The 19,765-nt window shown below is 70.0% G+C and carries 17 protein-coding genes; 12 read left to right on the forward strand and 5 right to left on the reverse strand.

Annotated elements, in window-relative coordinates; genetic code table 11:
* Nucleotides 1–121 precede the first annotated feature (121 nt).
* On the reverse strand, nucleotides 122–976 hold the full coding sequence (locus tag AMA02S_RS20745) for a PaaX family transcriptional regulator (RefSeq protein ID WP_245667679.1): 855 nt from the start codon (nucleotides 974–976) through the stop codon (nucleotides 122–124).
* 102 nt (nucleotides 977–1,078) lie between these two features.
* Here AMA02S_RS20745 and AMA02S_RS20750 point away from each other — a divergent pair, with 102 nt between their 5' ends.
* Genes AMA02S_RS20750 through AMA02S_RS20770 form a run of 5 tightly spaced genes read left to right on the forward strand, consistent with a single transcriptional unit; the run spans nucleotide 1,079 to nucleotide 5,556 of the window.
* Entirely contained in the window at nucleotides 1,079–2,266 is a 1,188-nt protein-coding gene (locus AMA02S_RS20750; RefSeq protein ID WP_067461022.1) for an ABC transporter substrate-binding protein, read from the forward strand.
* Entirely contained in the window at nucleotides 2,263–3,030 is a 768-nt protein-coding gene (locus tag AMA02S_RS20755; RefSeq protein WP_067461309.1) for an ABC transporter ATP-binding protein, read from the forward strand. Before AMA02S_RS20750 ends, AMA02S_RS20755 begins: the two co-directional genes overlap by 4 nt.
* Nucleotides 3,027–3,713 (forward strand): ABC transporter ATP-binding protein, encoded by a 687-nt coding sequence (locus AMA02S_RS20760; protein ID WP_245667681.1) that lies wholly within the window; start codon nucleotides 3,027–3,029, stop codon nucleotides 3,711–3,713. The genes AMA02S_RS20755 and AMA02S_RS20760 overlap by 4 nt, the downstream gene beginning before the upstream one ends.
* Entirely contained in the window at nucleotides 3,710–4,573 is an 864-nt protein-coding gene (locus AMA02S_RS20765; RefSeq protein WP_067461023.1) for a branched-chain amino acid ABC transporter permease, read from the forward strand. Before AMA02S_RS20760 ends, AMA02S_RS20765 begins: the two co-directional genes overlap by 4 nt.
* The gene (locus AMA02S_RS20770; protein ID WP_067461024.1) at nucleotides 4,570–5,556 is read left to right on the forward strand and encodes a branched-chain amino acid ABC transporter permease; all 987 of its coding nucleotides are present in this window, start codon (nucleotides 4,570–4,572) and stop codon (nucleotides 5,554–5,556) included. Before AMA02S_RS20765 ends, AMA02S_RS20770 begins: the two co-directional genes overlap by 4 nt.
* 35 nt (nucleotides 5,557–5,591) lie before the next feature.
* Here AMA02S_RS20770 and AMA02S_RS20775 read toward each other — a convergent pair whose 3' ends face one another.
* Nucleotides 5,592–5,996 carry an ArsR/SmtB family transcription factor gene (locus AMA02S_RS20775; RefSeq protein WP_084265415.1) on the reverse strand — a complete coding sequence of 135 codons (405 nt, stop codon included), beginning with the start codon at nucleotides 5,994–5,996 and terminating at the stop codon, nucleotides 5,592–5,594.
* A gap of 83 nt (nucleotides 5,997–6,079) precedes the next feature.
* Here AMA02S_RS20775 and AMA02S_RS20780 point away from each other — a divergent pair, with 83 nt between their 5' ends.
* Nucleotides 6,080–6,577 (forward strand): ArsI/CadI family heavy metal resistance metalloenzyme, encoded by a 498-nt coding sequence (locus tag AMA02S_RS20780; RefSeq protein WP_067461025.1) that lies wholly within the window; start codon nucleotides 6,080–6,082, stop codon nucleotides 6,575–6,577.
* A 190-nt stretch (nucleotides 6,578–6,767) separates the two neighbouring features.
* Nucleotides 6,768–7,154 carry an ArsR/SmtB family transcription factor gene (locus AMA02S_RS20785; RefSeq protein WP_084265416.1) on the forward strand — a complete coding sequence of 129 codons (387 nt, stop codon included), beginning with the start codon at nucleotides 6,768–6,770 and terminating at the stop codon, nucleotides 7,152–7,154.
* 25 nt (nucleotides 7,155–7,179) lie between these two features.
* Here AMA02S_RS20785 and AMA02S_RS20790 read toward each other — a convergent pair whose 3' ends face one another.
* Nucleotides 7,180–7,929: an SDR family oxidoreductase gene (locus AMA02S_RS20790; protein WP_067461026.1), complete on the reverse strand. Its 750-nt coding sequence runs from the start codon at nucleotides 7,927–7,929 to the stop codon at nucleotides 7,180–7,182.
* A gap of 92 nt (nucleotides 7,930–8,021) precedes the next feature.
* On the opposite strand from AMA02S_RS20790, the gene AMA02S_RS20795 reads away from it, so the two are divergent.
* A complete protein-coding gene (locus AMA02S_RS20795) occupies nucleotides 8,022–8,357 on the forward strand; it encodes an ArsR/SmtB family transcription factor (RefSeq protein ID WP_067461027.1) in 336 nt (111 codons plus the stop codon).
* Nucleotides 8,358–8,362: 5 nt separating this feature from the next.
* Here AMA02S_RS20795 and AMA02S_RS20800 read toward each other — a convergent pair whose 3' ends face one another.
* Nucleotides 8,363–9,811, reverse strand: coding sequence for an FAD-dependent oxidoreductase (locus tag AMA02S_RS20800; RefSeq protein WP_067461028.1), 1,449 nt, complete (start codon nucleotides 9,809–9,811; stop codon nucleotides 8,363–8,365).
* A 172-nt stretch (nucleotides 9,812–9,983) separates the two neighbouring features.
* Here AMA02S_RS20800 and AMA02S_RS20805 point away from each other — a divergent pair, with 172 nt between their 5' ends.
* Genes AMA02S_RS20805 through aepY form a run of 4 tightly spaced genes read left to right on the forward strand, consistent with a single transcriptional unit; the run spans nucleotide 9,984 to nucleotide 19,361 of the window.
* Nucleotides 9,984–16,583, forward strand: coding sequence for a type I polyketide synthase (locus AMA02S_RS20805; RefSeq protein ID WP_218005066.1), 6,600 nt, complete (start codon nucleotides 9,984–9,986; stop codon nucleotides 16,581–16,583).
* A gap of 2 nt (nucleotides 16,584–16,585) precedes the next feature.
* Nucleotides 16,586–17,614 (forward strand): ketoacyl-ACP synthase III family protein, encoded by a 1,029-nt coding sequence (locus AMA02S_RS20810; RefSeq protein WP_067461030.1) that lies wholly within the window; start codon nucleotides 16,586–16,588, stop codon nucleotides 17,612–17,614.
* 5 nt (nucleotides 17,615–17,619) lie between these two features.
* The gene (locus AMA02S_RS20815; RefSeq protein ID WP_067461031.1) at nucleotides 17,620–18,258 is read left to right on the forward strand and encodes a DedA family protein; all 639 of its coding nucleotides are present in this window, start codon (nucleotides 17,620–17,622) and stop codon (nucleotides 18,256–18,258) included.
* Nucleotides 18,255–19,361, forward strand: coding sequence for a phosphonopyruvate decarboxylase (aepY, locus tag AMA02S_RS20820; RefSeq protein WP_067461032.1), 1,107 nt, complete (start codon nucleotides 18,255–18,257; stop codon nucleotides 19,359–19,361). The genes AMA02S_RS20815 and aepY overlap by 4 nt, the downstream gene beginning before the upstream one ends.
* On the opposite strand, the gene AMA02S_RS43280 is transcribed toward aepY, so the two are convergent.
* On the reverse strand, nucleotides 19,352–19,738 hold the full coding sequence (locus AMA02S_RS43280) for an ArsR/SmtB family transcription factor (RefSeq protein WP_067461033.1): 387 nt from the start codon (nucleotides 19,736–19,738) through the stop codon (nucleotides 19,352–19,354). The genes aepY and AMA02S_RS43280 overlap by 10 nt on opposite strands.
* Nucleotides 19,739–19,765 lie beyond the last annotated feature (27 nt).

Below are 19,765 nucleotides of genomic sequence, written 5' to 3' on the forward strand. Positions count from 1 at the left end.
TGTCAGTGCCTCCCCGCTCGGGCACCGGCTCATGGACGTGTCCAAAACCGCGGAAGAGCCCCGGAAGGCATGCCGCGGCCGACCGTTCCGTACCGCTTCCGGCCTCAATGCGGCGGGCGGCTCAGCGGAGCTCGGCCAGCTCCAAGCTGCGGTCGGCGAGGTCACGTGCCCTTGCCTGGTAGCGGTCGCGCAGCGTGTACAGCCGTTCCTGGGCGCGGATCGCGGGCCAGCCGTACGGCAGGTGGCGTAGCGGGATGCGCGGGTCCGCCCGGACCAGGTCGAGCCACTCGGTGGTCACGAGCAGGTAGCGGGCCAGGTCGTCGGGGGCTTCGGGGGCCGGCTCGGGGTGGTCCCAGCGGTCCAGCCAGGCCCGGTATCCGGCGGCGATCGCGTCCAGGTCGAAGGCGTCCCGGATCATGCTCGCTTCGTCGGTGGGCGGCAGGACGGGCCCGGCGAACACCCGGACGTGCGCGTCCAGGCCGAGGTCGGCGGTCACCTCGGCGACGTCCACCCGGGCGGGCGAGATCCACAGCCCGTTGCCGACCGGGCCGAACCCGGCCCAGGCCAGCCGGGAGCGCAGCTCGTGCCGGCGGCTCTGCCAGGACTCGGGCAGCGAGAACGCCAGGACCGTCCAACCACCGTCCCAGTCGTCGTTGACCACACCGCGCTCCCAGACCCGCTCCTCGCCGTCGGCAAGAACGCGGCGGGACCGCTCGGTCAGCCCGAAGAACACGCGGCGGCCGTCCCGGTGCCGGGTCAGCAGGCCGCGCGCCACCATCCGGCTCAGCGTGGAGCGGACCGCGTGCTCGCCGACCCCGAGCCGGCCCAGCACCTCGATGAAGCTCCCGGAGAACACCGCCACATCGCGTCCGAGCACGTAGTTGCCCAGGAACGTCAACATCAGCGACTGCGGGCGGGCCCTGGGGACCTCGATCTCGGCGGTTCCGGACGCGGTCTCGGGCACGGCTTCGGGCACGGCCAGATCTTCTCACAGAGCAAAGTTCGTCAGATTCTTGACGGTGATTACAGATCAGCCTAAGTTCACGGTACCTTCCGCGATCGCACCCGGAGTCGTCCGATGCGCAAGATCCTTCCTGCCCTGACCGCCGCGGCGCTGCTCACCGCGACGGCGGCCTGCGGCGGCTCCGCCGACGGCGGCGCCACCATCAAGATCGGTTTCATCGAGTCGCTGAGCGGCAACTACGCCCCCCTGGGCGGCGAGGCCAAAAAGACGGTCGACCTGGCGGTCGAGCAGATCAACGCCCAAGGCGGCATCGGCGGCAAACGGATCGAGCTGATCACCCTCGACGACAAGACACTGCCCGACCAGGGCGTGCTGCACTACAACAAACTCCGCTCGCGCAAGGTCACCGCGATCATCGGCTCGACGTTCTCCAACGTCGGCCTGGCCGTCGAGCCGCTCGCCGAACGCGACAGGATCCCGTACGTGTCGCTGGCGCCCGCCGACAAGCAGGTCGACCCGATCCGCAAGTACACCTTCGTCGTCCCGGCACTGTCCTCGCAGTACGCCGAGGCGATGCTCCAGTACTTCCAGGTACACAAGATCACCAAAGTGGCGATGGCCTACGACACCAAGAGCGCCTACGCGCTGGCCGGACGCGACGGCATGACCAAACGCGCCGCCGCCTACGGCGTGAGCATCGTCAAGCAGGAGCCGTTCGAGACGACCGCCGGCGACTTCAGCCCGATCTTCGCGCACGTGCGCGGCAGCGGCGCCCAGGCACTCGCGGTGTGGGCCAGCGGCGCGCCCGGCGTCACCCTGGCCAAGCAGTACCCCACCTCGGGGCTGAAGCTGCCACTGTTCATGACCGGTTCCCAGTCCAGCAAGCTGTGGCTGCAACCGGTCGGCGCCGCCGCCGAGGGCGTCTACGTGCAAAGCGCCGTCGGTGTCGTCGGCGACACCCTGCCCGGCGGCAGACTCAAGAACGCCGTGACCGAGATGTCCGGACCGTTCCGGCAGAAGTACGGCTACCAGCCGCCGCAGTTCGCGATGGACGGCTACTCCGGTGTCAAACTGCTCGCCGCCGCCGTCCAGAAGGCCGGCGGCACCGACCGGGACAAGATCCGCGACGCGCTGGAGTCGCTGACGCTGGTCACCCCCACCGGCCGGTACTCCTACAGCGCCACCGACCACTCCGGCCTCAAGCCCACCGACATCTCGATGAACCGGGTCAAGGACGGCGCGCTCGTGCCGACCCCGTGGTCGGCCGCCCGGCTCACCGCGGCCGCCGAGGCGATCGGATGACGCCGCTGCTGGAGGTCGAGGGCCTCGGCCGGGCGTTCGGCGGCGTGTACGCGCTCCGCGACGTCAGCCTCGCCGTCACCCGGGGCCAGACCCGCGCGGTGATTGGCCCGAACGGCGCGGGCAAGTCCACCCTGTTCAACCTGATCAGCGGGCATCTGCGGCCCGACCACGGTCAGGTCCGCTACGGCGGGCGGCGCATCGACCGGCTCAGTCCAGGCAAGCGCGCTCGCCTCGGTATCGCGACCGTGTTCCAGGGCGCCCGGCTGTTCGCGGGGATGACCGCGCTGGAGAACGTCATGGTCGGCGCGCACGCCCGGACCCGGCACGGGTTCGCGTCCGCCGCGGTGCGCCTGCCGGCGCACCGGCGCGAAGAGGCCCAGATCAGGGCCGACGCGCTCGCCGCGCTGGCCCGGGTCGGCCTGCACGACTGGGCGCACCGCCCCGCCGAGGCGCTCCCGCTCGGGCAGCAACGCTCGCTCCAGGTGGCGCGGGCGCTGTGCGCCCGGCCGACTCTGCTGCTGCTGGACGAGCCCGCCTCGGGACTGCGCGCCGCCGAACGCCGGGCGCTGGCGCAACTGGTGGAGAGCCTGGGCGCCGAGGGCCTGACGATCATGCTGGTCGAGCACGACGTCGCGTTGGTCACCCGGCTGGCCGACCAGGTCAGCGTCCTCGACCTCGGCGCGCAGATCGCAGCCGGGACGCCCACCCAGATCCGCCGGGACGAGAACGTCATCGCCGCCTACCTCGGGCCGGGGCACACGTGAACCCGGGCGACCCGCTGATCGACGTGCGCGCTTTGACCGTCCGGTACGGTACCGCGACCGCCGTGGACGAGGTCTCGCTCACCGTGCAGCCGGGCGAGATGGTGGCGCTGATCGGGCCGAACGGCGCGGGCAAATCCTCGCTGGTCAATGCGATCATGGGCATTCTGCGACCGGCCGGCGGCCGCGCCGCCCTCGGTGGCCAGGCGGCCCTGGTCCCCGAGGGCCGCCATGTGTTTCCCGACCTGTCGGTCGAGGACAACCTGGCCCTGGGCGCGTGGCGTAGCCGCCGCGACAGGCGTTCTCGCGACACCGCCTGGGTCTACCAACTGCTTCCCGGGCTGGTCCGGGTCCGTGACCAGCGTGCCGGCAGCCTGTCGGGCGGCCAGCAGCAGATGGTCGCCTTCGGACGAGCCCTGATGGCACGCCCCGACGCGCTGGTCGTCGACGAGCTCTCGCTCGGGCTGGCCCCGCTGGTCACCGCCGATCTCACCGCGCACCTGACCGCCCTCAACGCCGAACAGGGAACGGCGGTCCTGCTGATCGAACAGAACGCTCGCCTGGCCCTGGGAATGTGCACCCGCGGCTACGTCATGGAAGCGGGCCGCATCCGCCTCCACGGCACCGCCGCCGAACTCCGTGACAGCGCCGAGGTCGCCGACGCCTACCTGGGAGCCGGGTCATGAGCGCGTTCGCGCAGTACCTGATCTCCGGCCTCGCGATCGGGTGCGGCTTCGCGCTGCTGGCCAGCGGGCTGGTGACGATCAACCGCGTCACCCATGTCGTCAACTTCGCGCAGGGCATGTTCGCGGTCGTGGCCGGCATGACCGCCGGTTCCCTGCTGTCGGCCGGGGTGCCGCACGGCCTCGCCGAGGCGGCGGCCGTCCTGATGGCCGGGCTGGTGGGCCTGCTCGTCGGGCTGGTGACCCTCACCAGACCCGGCCTGGGCGCGCAGTCGTCGTTGATCGTGACACTGGGAATCGGGTTCGTGGCCTATGCCGTCGAGACGATCATCTGGGGTGACGACCCGCGCTCCTTCCCCGGCCTGCCCGGCGCGGTCAGGATCGGCGACGCGTTCGTGCAGAAGCAGTCGTTCCTGGTGATCGGGGCGACCGCGATGGTCTTCGGGCTGCTGATGCCGTTCTTCACCCGCACCTACCTGGGCAAAGCGCTGACCGCCTGCGCATCCGACGCCTACGCGGCTCGGGCCGCCGGGATCGACGTGACCCGGATGGGGCTGCTGGCGTTCGCGATCGGCGGCGTCCTCGGCGGCATCGCCGGGGTACTGCTGACCCCGTTGATGCCGGTGTCCTACAACAGCGACGTCCTGCTGATCACCAATGGGTTCGCCGCCGCAGTCTTCGGCGCGTTGACCCGTCCCGGATTGGCCCTGGGCGGCGCACTGGCCCTGGGCGTCGCCGAAGCCATGGTCGCCGGATACGGAGAGGCGTCCTACCAGACCGTCGTCGCACTGGCACTGATGCTCGCGATCATGATCTGGCAGGCCACCCACCGTTCCGCGCTCCAGCACGAGGGAGCACGATGACCCTGTCCACACTGGTCCTGGCGTTGCTGGCGGGTTCGGTGGCCGTCGGGCTGTCCCTGCTCATGGGCTACGCCGGACAGGTCTCGCTCGGCCAGGCGTCGTTCTACATGATCGGCGCCTACACCGCCGCGCTGATCGCCACCCATTCCCTGCCGACCTGGCTGGGCCTGCTGGCCGCGCCAGCCGCGGCGGCGGTCGCGGCGGCGCTGCTCGCCGTCCCGCTGCTGCGGCTGCGCGGCCACCAACTGGCCTTCGCCACACTGGCCGTCCAGCTGATCCTGCTGAACCTGGCCGGGCAGCAGGACTGGACGGGAGGTGACATCGGTCTCCAGGCCATCCCCCTCCTCACCATCGGCGGATACGAGTTCACCGGAGACGGCCCGTACGCGTGCCTGGCACTGACCGCGCTGATCATCGTCGTGCTCACCAGCCGCAACATCATCGCCTCCCGCCCCGGCCGGGGACTGCGCGCACTCGCCACCAGCGAGGTCGCCGCCGCCTCATCCGGTGTCCCGGTGGCCGCCTACAAGGCGGCGGTGTTCAGCCTCTCGGCCGCCTTCGCCGGACTCGCCGGCGGCATCTACGCCTTCTACATCGGCTACGTCTCACCCAGCTCGTTCCCCATACTGCTGTCGATCGAGTACATCGTCATGGTCGCCGTCGGCGGCACCGGCAGCATCTGGGGCGCGATAGCCGGGGCAGCCGCCGTCACCGTGCTGCTGCAGATGCTCAACGACCTCGGAGCGCGCGAAGGCATGCCGGCCACGGCACCCACTGTGCTGTCCTACGGCCTCTTCGGAACACTGCTCATCACAAGCATGCTGTTCGCCCCCCGCGGTCTCGTACCCACCGCCCTCGGCCTGTGGAAACGCCGCGCCAACGACGCCGACCCACCCCCTCCGACACCCGAACAGACCCCAGAGAAAGAGTCCTCAACGCAGTCAGGGACTACTGATGGCCGGCATCGCGAGAGGAGGCTCTGACGCTGGCCGCCGCATCGCACGTGTCGATCGCGGTGTCAGGCCGAGGTCGTGATGGCGGAGCGGGAGCCGAGGATCGCCGACAGTTGCTCCAGCGTGCTCGGGTTGATCCAGTAGTAGATCCAGGTCCCGCGCCGTTCGGAGTCGATGAGCCCGGCCTGCCGGAGCACCTTGAGGTGGTGGCTGATGGTGGGAGCGGTGAGGTCGAACGCCGCCGTCAGGTCGCAGACGCACGCCTCGCCGCCCTCATGGCAGGCGATCAGCGACAGCAGGCGTAGTCGAACGGGATCGGCGATGGCCTTGAACAGTGGTGCCAGTTCGGCGGCCTCGCCGGTGGACAGCGGCTCGCACGCCAGCGGCGCGCAGCACGCATCCGCGGCCGGGCCGGTCCGCAGGCCGATCTCGGTAACGACGGACGGGATCACCGAGGCTTGCTTTGACATGCTTCTAATTTGACATTTATCTAGGCTAAGCGCAAGCTCGGACCGTACTCTGGTTAGACAAGCATCAAAGCAGGAGGTGTCTCATGCCGCGTGTCCAGCTCGCATTGCGTGTCCCGGACCTCGAAGCCTCGATCGGCTTCTACACCAGGCTGTTCGGCGTCGAGCCGGCCAAGCTCCGTCCGGGCTACGCCAACTTCGCCATCGCCGAGCCGCCGCTGAAGCTGGTACTGATCGAGGGGGAGGGCGCGGAGCCCACACGCCTGGATCACCTCGGGATCGAGGTCGAGGACTCCGGGCAGGTCTCCGATGCGACCCAGCGCCTGGAGGAGTCCGGCCTGGTGACCCTGGAGGAGAACGACACCTCCTGCTGTTACGCCCTGCAGGACAAGGTCTGGGTCACCGCCCCCGGCGACGAGCCCTGGGAGGTGTACGTGGTCAAGGGTGACGCCGACACCCTGGCAAAGGTCGACGACTCAGCCTGCTGCGCGCCTTCGCGGGATGCGGAACGGGGCGACGCCCAGCCGCAGGAGATCGCAGATCCAGCCCCGGCAGGGGCGGCAACGGGTCGTGGCTGCTGCTGACGGTCATGCCTCGCGGGCCCTTCTCCAGGACGTCTCCTGGGGGAGGGCCCGGCGGTCATTGATCGGACCTACCGATCCAGCAAGATCACCGCTGAACGTGTCGGAACCGTATCGTTGACGGGGCGATACGGGGGGCGGCGAGTCTGGTATCGCGCGTGTTCGGGGGCAGGCGAAACCAGGGGGCCTGGCGATGGTTGACGGGGTGATCGGTTCGGCGGCCGGTGTCGTGGTCGCGACTCGGGGGTCGGCCGTGGTGGACGACGGTCCGACGATCGTGCGACTGGGCACACGAACTCAGGAGTTCCTCACGGCCCTGGCGGGGGAGTCGCGCCAGCAGTTGCTGGTCGTCTTCGCCGGCGCCGAGGAACTGGCCGTGCAAGCCGTGGCCGAACGGCTGGGCGTCGCCCAGTCGACCGCGTCCCAGCAGCTGGCCCAGCTGCGCCGCGGTGGACTACTGGCCTCCCGCAAGGAAGGCAAGCAGGTCCTCTATCGCGTCGACACTGCCGCTGTGGAGCGAGCTCTCAGCGAACTGCAGACCTATCTTGGTTCCTGCTGCCCTCCCAAAGGTTCGTCCTGACGGTACGACACGCGGCGCCCGGTCATCAGGGTGTCCGGTGGACCTTGTGTTGGGCTGCCTGCGCCCGGGGGCGGACGACGAGCAGATCTACATTGACGTGGGAGGGACGGGTCACCGCCCAGGTGACGGTTTCCGCGATGTCCTCGGCCAGCAGCGGTGCGTCGATCCCGGCGTAGACGGCGTCGGCCGCGGAGATGTCACCGCGGTAACGGTTGAGGGAGAACTCCTCGGTGTGGACCATGCCCGGTGCGATCTCGACGACCCGGATGGGCAGGCCGCAGACTTCCAGGCGCAGGGCGCCGGCCAAGGCGTGCTCGCCGTGCTTTGCGGCACTGTAGCCTCCTCCTCCCTCGTAGCAGGTGAAGGAGGCGGTGGACGACACGATCACGACGGTCCCGTCACCGCTGCCGATCAGCAGGGGAAGCAGGGCCTGGGTGACCTGGAGCGTCCCCAGGACGTTGACCTCGTACATGCGGCGCCAGTCCCCTGGATCGGCGGTGGCCACGGGCTCCGTGCCGAAGGCCCCGCCCGCGTTGTTGACCAGGACGTCGCAGCGGTCCAGGCCGGCCGCGAGGTCCGTGACCTCCTGCCGGTCGGTGACATCGGCCACATGGACCGAGGCCGAACCGCCGCCGTCGCGAATGCCGCGGGCCACGTCCTCGAGACGGTTCTGGCGGCGTGCCACGAGGGCCACGTGAAAGCCAGAACCGGCCAGGGCATGGGCGGTCGCGGCCCCGATACCGCTGCCGGCGCCGGTGACCACCGCTGTGCGCATCGACTCTCCTGAAGGTCGAGGGACTCTCCGTCTTCCATGCTTAACGGAAGGGAAGGTTCACAATGGGAACGATCTGATGTCAATATGAGGCAATGAGAGCACTCAGGGAGGCCGAGCCTTGCTGCGCCCCCCTCACCCGGCAGGAGCTGACGCCGGGCGAGGCCGAGCGGGTGGCGGCGATGTTCAAGGCGCTGGGCGATCCGGTGCGCCTCAGGCTCTTCTCCCGGATCGCCTCCCATCCGGACGGCGAGACCTGCGTGTGCGAGATCTCCGATGTGGGGGTCTCTCAGGCGACCGTCAGCCATCACCTCAAGAAGCTGCGCGAGGTGGGGCTCCTCGTGGGCGAACGGCGCGGCACGTGGGTGTACTACCGAGTCGCGCCGTCAGTGCTCGCCGCGCTCTCCTGCCTGCTCGACCAGAAGGTGTGAGGATTTCAGCACGAGTTCGTCCCAGGCACGTCGAAGCGGTCGGCGGCGTAGGCGGCCAGTTGCAGCGCGACCGATTCGTCCACGCCCAGCTCGGCCGCCGCGGCCATGACGGCGGCGGCCGCGCTCGGTGAGCGTCCCAGATGCCGTGCCGTGGCGTGCAGAAGGCTCGTGTGGAGTTCGGGGCTGATGCCCATGCGCTGTGCGAGGGCCTCCGCGCCGGCGACTGCGGAGCACACACCCGTTTCCGGCAGGACCAGCTCGACGGACGCGGCGGCCTCCAGATCGCCCGCGAGCGAGGCGACGATGGAGCGGACCTGCTCGTATCCGGTGGCCATCAGGAACGTCGGGGCGCGGCCGTAGCTCTTCATGCCCACGATGAAGTAGCCGGGCTCGGGCTGGGCGAGCTCGCGGTAGCCGTGCGGGCGGACGGTGCCGCAGGCGTGGTCGTTGGGATCGATGAGCGGAGCCACCGGCCGGGGCGCGGACAGGATCGGGTCGAGGTCCAGCCGCAGCTCCGACGCGATCGAGTGGTCGGGCCGGTAACCGGTGGCCGCGACCACCTGGTCGCAGAGCAGCGACTGGCCGGGCCGCGAGAACAGCTCGACGCCGTCGTCCCGGAGCTCGACCGTGTGCGTCCGGAAATTCGGCACCAGTGTCACGCGGCCGCTGTCGATGAGCATGTGCAGCCCGGATCCGAGCAGCCCGCGGGCGGGTAGCTCGTCATCGGACTCCCCGCCGAAGGCGCGGGTCGGATCGGCCGCCCGGATGGCCCAGGTGATCCTGGTCTCCGGCTCGGCCTTCGCCAGGTCGGCGAGCGCCAGCAACGTCGTCGCCGCCGAGTGTCCGGCGCCGACGACGACGGTGTGCCGCCCGGCGAACCGGTCACGTTCGGTGCCCAGCACGTCCGGCATGGCGTTGAAGATCCTGCTCGCGGCCGCTGCCTCGCCGCGGGCGGGGAGTCCGTTCGCGCCCAGCATGTTGGGTGTTCTCCAGGTGCCGGAGGCGTCGATGACCGCTTGAGCCAGAACCTCCTCACCGTCCGCCAGCCGGACTACGAACGGCACCTTTTCGCGGCCTACCGTGCGCATTCGGTCGACGTCCAGGCGGCTGATCGCCTCGACCGTCGTGCCGTAGCGGATGTACGGAGCGATCACAGGAGACTCCGCCAGCGGAAGCAGGTACCGCTTCAGGAGATCTGTTCCGGTCGGAAGCTCGTCCGCGTCCGGTTCCGGCCAGCCTTCGGCGCCGAGCAGACGTCTCGCCGCCCCATCGACGTTGTACTGCCAGGGGCTGAACAGCTGGACGTGCCCCCACTCCCGGACAGAGTTCCCGGCCGTGTCTCCCGCTTCGAGCAGGAGGAACGGCAGTCGTCGATCAGCCAGATGCGCCGCGGCCGCCAGGCCCACCGGCCCGGCGCCGACGACGATCACGGGTGGTTCGGGTTCGTGTGCCATGGCAGTCAGTATATTGACAAACATCGAATCAAAATAGCCTTGCCGCAGCGAGTGTCCGTCTGTCACCATCATATATCGATATCGATCGAAACAGTCGCAATGTGTGATGACCACAACTGTGATCAACCCCGCTCCACCTTGCTGCTCCCTGCACCGTAGGAGAGGCATGATCATGCCTGTCGGTACCCTCCGTACCGCATTGGCCGAGCCCGTCGCGATCATCGGAATGGCTGGTCGGTTCGCCGGCGCGCCAGATGTCGGTTCGTTGTGGCGGCTGCTCAACGACGGCACCGATGCCATTGAAGAGATCCCTTCCGACCGCTACGACATCGACGCCGTCTTCGACCCGGCACCGCGCACCCCAGGACGCACCGTGAGCAGATGGGGCGGCCTGATCGAGGACGTCAAAGGATTCGACGCCGAGTTCTTCGGCATCGCGCCCCGTGAGGCCGAGCGCATGGATCCCCAGCAGAGACTCCTGCTGGAGGTCGCGCACGAGGCGATCGAAGACGCCGGCCAGCGCCTGGACGCGCTAGCGGGAAGCGACACCGGAGTCTTCGTCGGACAACTCGGCGGCGACTACTGGCACATGCAATACCGCCATCCCGAACGGCTCGATCTGTACGCGATGACGGGCGCCGCGTCCCGCGCGATCACGTCCGGACGCGTGTCGTTCGCCTTCGACCTCCGCGGTCCCAGCGTCACCGTGGACACGGCGTGCTCCTCATCGCTGGTCGCCGTCCACCAGGCGATGCAGGCCCTGCGCCTGGGTGAATGCGGCCTCGCCATCGCGGCGGGTGTGAACGTGGTGCTGCTCCCGGAGGAGGGGGTGGTCTACTCCGGGGCGGGCATGCTCGCAAAAGACGGGCGCTGCAAGTTCGGCGACGCCTCTGGCGACGGGTTCGTCCGGAGCGACGGCGTCGGCGTGGTCATCCTCAAGCGTCTCGACCAGGCACTGGCCGACGGTGACCAGATCAGGGCGGTGCTGCGCGGCTCGGCGGTCGGCAACGACGGACGCAGCAGCGGCTACATGGTGACGCCCGGCGTCGAGGGTCAGCGCGATGTGATCCAGCGGGCCTTCCGGGACGCCGACATCGATCCGGCGGAGGCCGACTACGTCGAGGCGCACGGGACGGGAACGTCGGTCGGGGACCCGGTCGAACTGGCCGCCCTCGCCGAGGTACTCGGTGCCGGAAGGCCGGCCGACCGGCCATGCCTGGCCGGATCCATCAAGACCAACCTCGGCCATACCGAGGCGGCGGCGGGCGTCGCGTCGCTCATCAAGACGGTGCTCTGCCTGGAGAAGGGGGTCATCCCGCCAAGCCTGCACCTGCGGGACCCCAATCCGGCCGTCGCGTGGGATGAACTGCCGTTACGCATCGTCACCGAGCGCACGCCGATGCCCGAACGGGGACGCCCCGCCATCGCCGGCATCAGCAGCTTCGGGTTCAGCGGCACCAATGCCCATGTCGTGCTCACGGCCCCGCCCGTCCCGCAGGCGGCAGTGCCCGCCGATGACCGGACCGAGCTGCTGGTGCTGTCGGCCACCAGTCCCGAAGCGCTGGAGACCCTCGCGCTCCGCGCCGCCGATGACCTGACCTCCGGACCGGGGCGGGGACGGTCGCTGCGCGACGTCTGCCATTCCCTGGCGACGCGGCGATCACGCTTCGAGAGCCGTCTCGCCGTGCCGGTCTCCTCGCACGAACAGGCCGCGAACGCGCTGCGCGCCTTCGCGGAGGGCGATGACGAACCCGGCCTGTCGAGCACCGACTACGCCGATCCCGAAGTGCGGCCACGTGTCGCTTTCGTCTTCCCCGGCCAAGGGTCGCAGTGGGCGGGCATGGGCCGGGAGCTCATGGCCACCGAGCCCGTGTTCGCCGACACGATCGCCGCGTGCTCGCAGGCCATCCAGCGAGAAGCCGGGTGGTCCCTGGAGGAGCTGCTGCGCAGCGGAGACGAGGACCAGTTCACGGCCACCCCGATCGTCCAGCCCGCGCTGTGGGCGATGGAGATCGCTCTCGCCGCTCTCTGGCAATCCTGGGGAGTGGAACCCGACGTCGTCATCGGACACAGCATGGGCGAGTCCGCGGCCGCCTACGTCGCGGGAGCGCTCGACCTCGCTGACGCGGCCGCCGTCATCTGCCGGCGCAGTCGTCTCGCCGACCGGCTCGCCGGGCAGGGCCTCATGGCCTGGGCCGCGCTGTCGGGGGCCGAGGCAGCGGCGGCCATCGCCGGGCATGAGCAGTCCGTGGCCGTGGCCGCGTGCAACAGCGTCCGATCCACCGTGATCTCCGGTGCGGCCGACACGGTCAGGACGATCCTGGACGAACTCGACACGCGTGAGGTCTTCAACCGGGTCGTCCGGGTCGACTTCGCCTCGCACTGCCCGCAGGTGGACGCCATCCGCGAACCCCTGCTCCAGGAACTCGCGGACCTCGCCCCTCGCGCCGGGACCGTGCCGCTGCACTCCACCCTCCTCAACGAGGAGATCGACGGGTCGGGCATGGACGCCGAGTACTGGGTCCGCAACATCCGCGAGCCCGTCGACTTCGTCGGTGCCGTCCAGGCCCAGCTTGAGCATGGCGACACTGTTTTCGTCGAGCTCAGCCCCCACCCGCTTCTGATCAACTCCATCAGGGAGACGGCCAGGGCCCTCGGCGCCGACACGACCGCCGTGGGATCGCTGCGCCGCGACGAACCGGAGCGGGAGAACCTGCTCGCCGCGGTGGGCGCGCTCCACGTCGCCGCCGGGCCGGTCGACTTCGCCGCGCTCACCCCGGGCGGACGGTTCGTCCCGGTGCCGCATCACCCGTGGCGGCACACCGCTCACTGGCTTCCTACGGACGCGGAGCCCGCACGACCACCCGCTCCGCCGGTGCACCCGCTGCTGCCGACCAGCAGTGTCGCGGTCACCGCGGACGGAACCCATGTCTGGGAGGGGCCGTTCGACCTGCGTCGCAATGCCTACCTCCTGGACCACCGGGTCCAGAGCACCGTCATCCTCCCCGGCACCGCGCATGTCGAGCTGATGCTCGCGGCCGCCCGTTCGGTGCTCGGCGACGCCTCGGCCGGGCTCGCCGACGTCCGCTTCGACCGTGCCCTGTTCCTCGACGAGGAAGGGCCCGAGCAGATCGTCCAGGTGAGCGCCCGACCGGAACAGGACGGCACGCTGACCTGCCGGGTGTCCAGCCGAAGTGTGGACGAGGACTCCTGGACCGTGCACAGCCAAGCCGTCGCGAAGGGCATGGACGCCCCCGGCGACCGAACGCCCGAGCCGTTCGACCTGATCAAGGAGCGCTGCGATCGCCACCACGGCCGTCCGGACTTCTACGCCTGGCACGCCGAGCGGGGAAACCAGTGGGAAGGCGCCTTCCAGGGAGTCGCCGAGGTGTGGCGGACCGACGGTGAGGCACTGGCGCGCCTGGAATGCCCTGCGGATCTGCACGGCGACCTCGGCGCCTACGAGTTCCATCCCGCGATGCTCGACGCCTGCGGCCATTCGCTCGTCGCCGCCAGACCCGACGTCGCCGCCGGCCAGGACCAGGTGTTCGTCCTCGGCGGCATCGACGAGGTGCGCGTCTATGGCAAGCCCACCGAGATCGTGCACAGTCACGCCCGGCTCGTCCCCTCCGGTGACGGCGCATCCTTCGGCGGGCATGTGAAGGTCTTCGACCGCGACGGTCTTCTTGTGGCGGAGCTGCGTGGTGCCCGCCTCCAATACCTCCTCGGAAAGGCACCCGAACCCGTGCGTGAGACCGGCTCCACCGCTGCTGAGACCGGCCCCTACCAGGACTGGTTGTACGACCTGGAGTTCGTCGAAACGGCCACGCCGCCCGCGCCGGTCGCCGATCCGGGAACCTGGCTGGTGTTCACCGACAGCGGCGCCACCGGACGGCGCCTCATCAGGAGACTGCGGGACCAGGGTGCCCACCCTGTCGCCGTCACCATCGCGGCCCGCTTCCGCGCCGCCGGGCCGGATCGCTTCGGGATCGATCCCGATCGTCCCGAGGACTTCCGCGAGCTCCTGGCGGAGCTGTCGGAACGCGGCCCGGTGCGGGGCATCGTCCACCTGTGGTCCCTGGACGCCACCGCCTCGGCGGAGCCGGCACGCAAAGAGATCGACCGGGCGGAGCTACTGACCTGCCGGTCGGTGGTCCATCTCGTCCAGGCTCTCGACGCGCACCCGCTGCCCGGCGGGCCACGCCTGTGGCTGGTCACCCAGGACAGCCAGAAGGTGCTCCCGGACGACGAGACGAGAGGCGTGTTCCAAGCACCCCTGTGGGGGCTCGGACGCACCGCCGCGGCGGAGGACCCGACGCTCCGAACGGTGCTCGCCGACATCGACCGTGACCCGTCGAGTGTCCAGGCGCTGGTCACCGGCATGCTGTCCGACTCACCGGAGGACCAGCTCGCGCTGCGCGGTGGGCACCGGTACGCCGCCCGCCTGACCCGGCACAGGACCCGGGGACGGCAGACCGCCCGGCACATCACCATGGACCGCCCGGGCGTCATCGACGACCTGGCCGAGCAGCCGCTCCGCCACGCACGCCCGGGGCCTGGAGAGGTTCTCATCGAGGTCTCGCACGCCGCACTGAACTACCGCGACGTCCTGACCGCCGTGGGGATGTATCCGGGCCAGTCGCTCACGCGGCCGCCGGGGCTCGGGTGGGAGTGCGCGGGCGTCATCTCCGCCGTCGGTCCGCGCGTCCAAGGCCTGGCGGTCGGGGACGAGGTGGTCGCCATCGCCGAAGGCGCCCTCGCCACCGAGGTCCTGGCGAAGGCCGCCCTCGTGGCCCCCAAACCCCGCCGGCTCGGCCCGGCCGAAGCGGTGACCCTGCCGGCGGCGTACCTGACCGCCTACTACGCCCTCTGCCATCTCGGGCGCATCGACGCGGGCGACAAGGTTCTCATCCACACCGCCACCGGCGGCGTCGGGCTGGCCGCGTTGCAGATCGCCCGCTGGAAGAGGGCCCGCGCCTTCGGCACGGCGAGTACCGCCGAGAAGCGCCGGCTGCTCGCCGACCTCGGGATGGAGGCGACCTCCGACTCCCGTTCCCTGTCCTTCGTCGACGACTTCGCCGGGGTCGGGTTCGACCTCGTCCTCAACACCCTGACCGGGCCCGCGGTCGCCGGCAACCTGTCACTGCTCGCCCCCTACGGCCGTTACCTGGAGATCAGCAAACGCGACATCCTCGAAGGCAACCAGGTCTCGCTGGCACCGTTCGCCCGCAACCTCAGCCTGCACGCGATCGACATCGTCGCCATGATGGCCGAGCGTCCCGAGCTGACGGGCCGCCTGCTGCGTGAGGTGTGCGCCTTGGTGGACCAGGGCGCTCTCGATCCGCTTCCGCACACCGTCTACCCGTCCGCGCGGGCGACCGAGGCGTTCCGGCTCATGAGCCAGGCCCGGCAGATCGGCAAGGTCGTCATCTCCTTCGACCAGCCCGCGGCCGTCCCCGCGCCCGCGTCCGTGGACATCGGAGAGGACGGTGTCTACCTGGTCACCGGGGGCCTGGGCGGCATCGGTGCCAAGGTCGCCGGGTGGCTCGCGGACCAGGGCGCCCGGCGGCTCCTCCTGACGGGCAGGAGCCCCGTCGCCGAGGATCACCCGACGCTGACCGCGCTTCGGGCCCAGGGGGCGGAGGTGACCTATGCCGCGCTCGACGTCGCGGATCTGCCGGCGATGAAGGGCCTGCTCTCACGCCACCCCGATCTTCGCGGGGTGTTCCACGCGGCGGGCACCGTGGACTATGCCCCGCTGCGCGACCTCGGTCGCGACGAGCTCTCCGGGCTGTTGAAGGCCAAGGTCCGCGGTTCGATGAACCTTGACCGCCTGGTCGGTGACGGTCTGGACATGTTCGTCCTGTTCTCGTCCGGCTCGGCGCTGGTGGGCTCGCCGTTCCTCGGCGGATACGCCGCCGGCAACGCCTTCCAGGACGCCCTCGCTCACCGACGGCGAGCCAGGGGAGCCGTCGCGACGGTGGTCAACTGGGGCTTCTGGGACGAAGTCGGCATGGTCGCGCGGCAGCAGAGCCAGGAGGGGCGCAGCCTCGTCCCCCAGGGGATGTCCGGCTTCACCCCGGAGGAGGGGCTGGACGTCCTCGGCAGACTCTTGGCGGAGAACGCCACCCAGACGGCCGTCCTTCCTGCTGACTGGGACGTGTGGGCCCGCGCCTATCCCGAGGCCGCCGGAAGTCCGCTGCTGAGTACTCTCATCGGCCGGACGCCCACGCCATCCGGCCCGCGTCACCAGCCGCAGCCGCCCAAGAAGCCCGCCGACGCTGCCACGACGCGTCCCGCAGCGGCTCCTCCAGCATCGCAGCCGGTGCAAGCCGCGCCAGCCATGGTGGTGCCGCCCAGCACCGCTCCCGCCATCGCCGCGCCGGAGGGCCCGGTGCCCGCCGACCCGGCAGAGCCCGTCAGGCACCATGCACCACAGGACAAGCCGGCGGGGGACAAGCCGGCACCATCGGTTCCGCCGACCGCCACGGGGTCTGACTTTCCGGCACCGGCGAGAACCGGCAACGAGAACGATGCCCAGGTCGAGGACCTCTTCGTCGAGAGAGTCGCCGAAGTCCTGGGTCTGAAGGCCGAGCGGATCAACATCCGGCGGCCGCTCAACAAGATGGGGCTCGACTCGCTGATGGCCGTCGAACTGCGCAACCGGCTGGAGCGCGACCTCGGCGTGAAGATCCCCATCGTCAGCATCCTCAAGGGAGGCAGCATCGCCTCCGTCGCGGCGACGATCCGTGATTCTCAAACACAGGGGTAGAAGTGAAGACCACGGGGATACACATCGCGGGGCTGGGTTCGTTCATCCCGCCCATTGTCGATGCGAAGAAGGCCGTGGAGCTGGGGCTCTACGACGCCGAAGACTACGAGTGGTACGGCTGGACGGGGGCGGCGGTCGCGGGAGACACCCCCGCACCCGACATGGCCGTCACCGCGGCGCGGCGGGCGATGGCCCACGCCGGCATCCCAGGCGACGACCTCGACCTGCACATTCACGCCTGCGGCCATGAACAGGGCCCGGAAGGGTGGTCGGCGCAGCACTACATCCTGCACCACATCACCGACCGGGACCTCCCCTCCTTCCGGGTCTGGCAGGCGTGCAGCGCAATGATCGGCTCGATGGAGCTGGCGGCCTGCCATCTCATGGCGAGCCCGGAACGCAAGGCGGCTCTCGTGACGGGCGCCGACAATGTGGGGACGCCGGGTTTCAACCGGTGGGCCTTCGGTATCCAGAACGGCGTCGTGGGCGACGCGGCGAGTGCGGTCGTGCTGTCCACCCGCGGCGGATTCGCGCGGTTGCTCGCCATCACCACCGGCTCCACCGCCGAGGTGGAGGCGCAGTACCGGGGGACGGAGCCGTTGTTCCCGCCGCGTCCGGCGGACGGCGGCCAGGTGGACTTCCGGGAACGGCTCGCCGCGAACGGAGGTCTCGACGAGACCGTCGCCGAGGTCGTGCGGCGTCAGGGGGAGTTGAGGACCGAACTCGCCCTGCGCACCGTCGCCGAGGCCGACATCGACATGACCGACATCAAACGTGTCGCCCATGTCTTCACCGGCCAGGAGAGCTATCTGAAGGTCATCCTGGACCCGATGGGCCTCAGCCCCGCCCAGGGGTTGCTCGAATTCGGCCGCGGGCTCGGCCATCTGACGGTCAACGACCAGATCGTGGGACTGGAGCATCTTGTGTCGACCGGTCAGGTCGGTCCGGGGGACCACGTCCTGATCGTGGCGCACGGCGGCGGCGTCTCCATCACGTGTGCGGTGGTGGTCATTGACGAGCTGCCGGGCTGATCGGAGTGGGTGAGCTTTTCGATGCCGAGCAGGCCGTCACGAGTTTCGGCCTGCTCGGCTTCACTCTGCTGATCTTCGCTGAGTCGGGAATCCTGATCTGCGCGCTGCTGCCGTTCCTGCCCGGCGACTCTCTGCTGTTCACCGCCGGCCTCCTGGCCGCGGACGGCGCGTTCGCGGGAGGCCGGGTCTGGTTGCTGTGCCTGGTCGCCACGGTCGCCGCGGCGGCCGGCGACCAGGTCGGATACATGTTCGGCCGCAGGGTGGGGCCGAGCCTGTTCCGCCGCCCCCGGTCGCGGTTCTTCAAGCCGGAGAACGCCGAGCGCGCCCACGAGTTCTTCGCCCGGCGAGGCGCCCGCGCTCTGATCCTGGCCAGGTTCGTGCCCGTGCTGCGAACCCTCACTCCGATCGTGGCCGGCGTGGGACGCATGGACTACCGGATGTTCACCCTGTACAACCTGCTCGGTGCGGCGCTGTGGGGTAGCGGGTTGGTGATACTCGGTTTCTTCCTGGGCCAGGTGGCCCTTGTCCGTGACAACATCGAAATCGTGCTCATCGGCATTGTGCTGTTGTCCTTCGTGCCCCTGATCGTGGAACGAATACGGCGGCGCCGGCGCCTGGCCAGTGACGAAGGAGTCGAGAAGTGATCGCAGCCGAGGACTTCTGCGCCGGTCTTACCGACCAGGGCTTCACCCTTGCGACCGGTGTTCCCTGCTCCTCGTTCGGCGGGCCGATCGCCTTGCTGGGCGCCCGCGGGGATGCCTACGTGCCGGCCGCCAACGAGGGCGCGGCACTCGCCATCGCGGCCGGAGCGGTGCTGGCCGGCGGCCGGCCGTACGTCATGCTCCAGAACTCGGGTCTGGGCAATCTGGTCAACCCCCTGACCTCCCTCGTCCAGACCTATGGGCTTCCCGTGCTCACGTTCGTGAGCCTGCGCGGCTGGCCCGACCCCTCGACCGACGAGCCGCAGCACGAGGTGATGGGGCCGGCGACACGAGCGGTGCTGGAGGCGCTCGGGGCTCCATGCCAGATCCTGCGGGCCGACTGCACCGACGACGGGTTCCGGGAGATCCTGGCGAACGCGGCCAAGGAACTCGACGCCCGCCGCGCCCCGTTCGTCCTGGTCGAGCGGGGCGCCATCGGTAAGGCCGAACCGCCGGCGGCCGGCCAGGACGCCGGTCTGTCGAGCGCGGAGGCCATCCGGATCGTCGCGGAGACCGCGCCGACCGCCGCGCTCATCGCCACCACCGGCTACACCGGCCGGGAGTTGTTCGCCGTCGCGGACCGGCCGGGCAACTTCTACATGCAGGGATCCATGGGGCACGCGTCCGCGATCGGTCTCGGTGTCGCACTGACCCGCCCGCGTCAGCCGGTGATCGTGCTGGACGGGGACGGCGCGCTGCTGATGCACCTCGGCACGCTCTCCACGATCGGTCACGAGGCTCCGCCCAATCTCCTCCACGTCGTCCTCGACAACCAGGTGCACGAGTCGACCGGCGGCCAGTGCACCACGTCGAGCACCACGTCGTTCTCGGGTGCGGCGACCGCGGCCGGCTACCGTACCGCGGTCGATTGCCGTACCCAGAACGAGGTACGGGCGGCGGTGGCGGATGCGATCGCCGCGCCGGGCCCGCACTTCTGCGCGGTCCGCGTCGGACGTCGCACGGGCGTGATCCCTCCTCGCGCGACCAGTGCCGCGAGCGCGATGGACCTCGGAGACCGTTTCGCTACGACCCTGGCTCAGGGCTGAGCTTGTTCGAGGTCGGTGACCAGTGCGTTGATGCCCTCCGGAGTCAGGGACGCGAGCCCGGCCAGGATCTTCACCGGCTCGATCAGTGCCGTGCAGCAGAGCGTGTAGACGTTGCTGCGCCCGCGTGGCACGGCCTCCACCAGCCCGTGCTCGCGCAGCGGCGCGAGGTGGTGGCTCACCAGGGTCTGGCTGAGTCCCGTGGCCTCTTGCAACTGCTTGACGGTGTGGGGCCCCTGGGCGAGAAGGAGCAGGAGAGTGAGCCGGTTCTCGTCCGCCACCGCGCGGAGCTTGGGGGCGAGGTCCTTCGCGCGGGCGTGCTCTTCGAGCAATTCGCGAGGGACGCCGCTCTCGCCCTCCGGTCTCGACGGCTGTGCCATCGCCGTACCTCCGTCTTCCTGCCTGCG

It is taken from the genome of Actinomadura macra NBRC 14102 (genome assembly GCF_001552215.1).
Lineage (GTDB): Bacteria > Actinomycetota > Actinomycetes > Streptosporangiales > Streptosporangiaceae > Spirillospora > Spirillospora macra.

Coding starts and splice junctions, on each gene's coding strand:
- AMA02S_RS20750 (WP_067461022.1), top strand. CDS start 1,079: ATGCGCAAGATCCTTCCTGCCCTGACCGCCGCGGCGCTGCTCACCGCG.
- AMA02S_RS20755 (WP_067461309.1), top strand. CDS start 2,263: ATGACGCCGCTGCTGGAGGTCGAGGGCCTCGGCCGGGCGTTCGGCGGC.
- AMA02S_RS20765 (WP_067461023.1), top strand. CDS start 3,710: ATGAGCGCGTTCGCGCAGTACCTGATCTCCGGCCTCGCGATCGGGTGC.
- AMA02S_RS20770 (WP_067461024.1), top strand. CDS start 4,570: ATGACCCTGTCCACACTGGTCCTGGCGTTGCTGGCGGGTTCGGTGGCC.
- AMA02S_RS20775 (WP_084265415.1), bottom strand. CDS start 5,996: ATGTCAAAGCAAGCCTCGGTGATCCCGTCCGTCGTTACCGAGATCGGC.
- AMA02S_RS20780 (WP_067461025.1), top strand. CDS start 6,080: ATGCCGCGTGTCCAGCTCGCATTGCGTGTCCCGGACCTCGAAGCCTCG.
- AMA02S_RS20785 (WP_084265416.1), top strand. CDS start 6,768: ATGGTTGACGGGGTGATCGGTTCGGCGGCCGGTGTCGTGGTCGCGACT.
- AMA02S_RS20790 (WP_067461026.1), bottom strand. CDS start 7,929: ATGCGCACAGCGGTGGTCACCGGCGCCGGCAGCGGTATCGGGGCCGCG.
- AMA02S_RS20795 (WP_067461027.1), top strand. CDS start 8,022: ATGAGAGCACTCAGGGAGGCCGAGCCTTGCTGCGCCCCCCTCACCCGG.
- AMA02S_RS20800 (WP_067461028.1), bottom strand. CDS start 9,811: ATGGCACACGAACCCGAACCACCCGTGATCGTCGTCGGCGCCGGGCCG.
- AMA02S_RS20805 (WP_218005066.1), top strand. CDS start 9,984: ATGCCTGTCGGTACCCTCCGTACCGCATTGGCCGAGCCCGTCGCGATC.
- AMA02S_RS43280 (WP_067461033.1), bottom strand. CDS start 19,738: ATGGCACAGCCGTCGAGACCGGAGGGCGAGAGCGGCGTCCCTCGCGAA.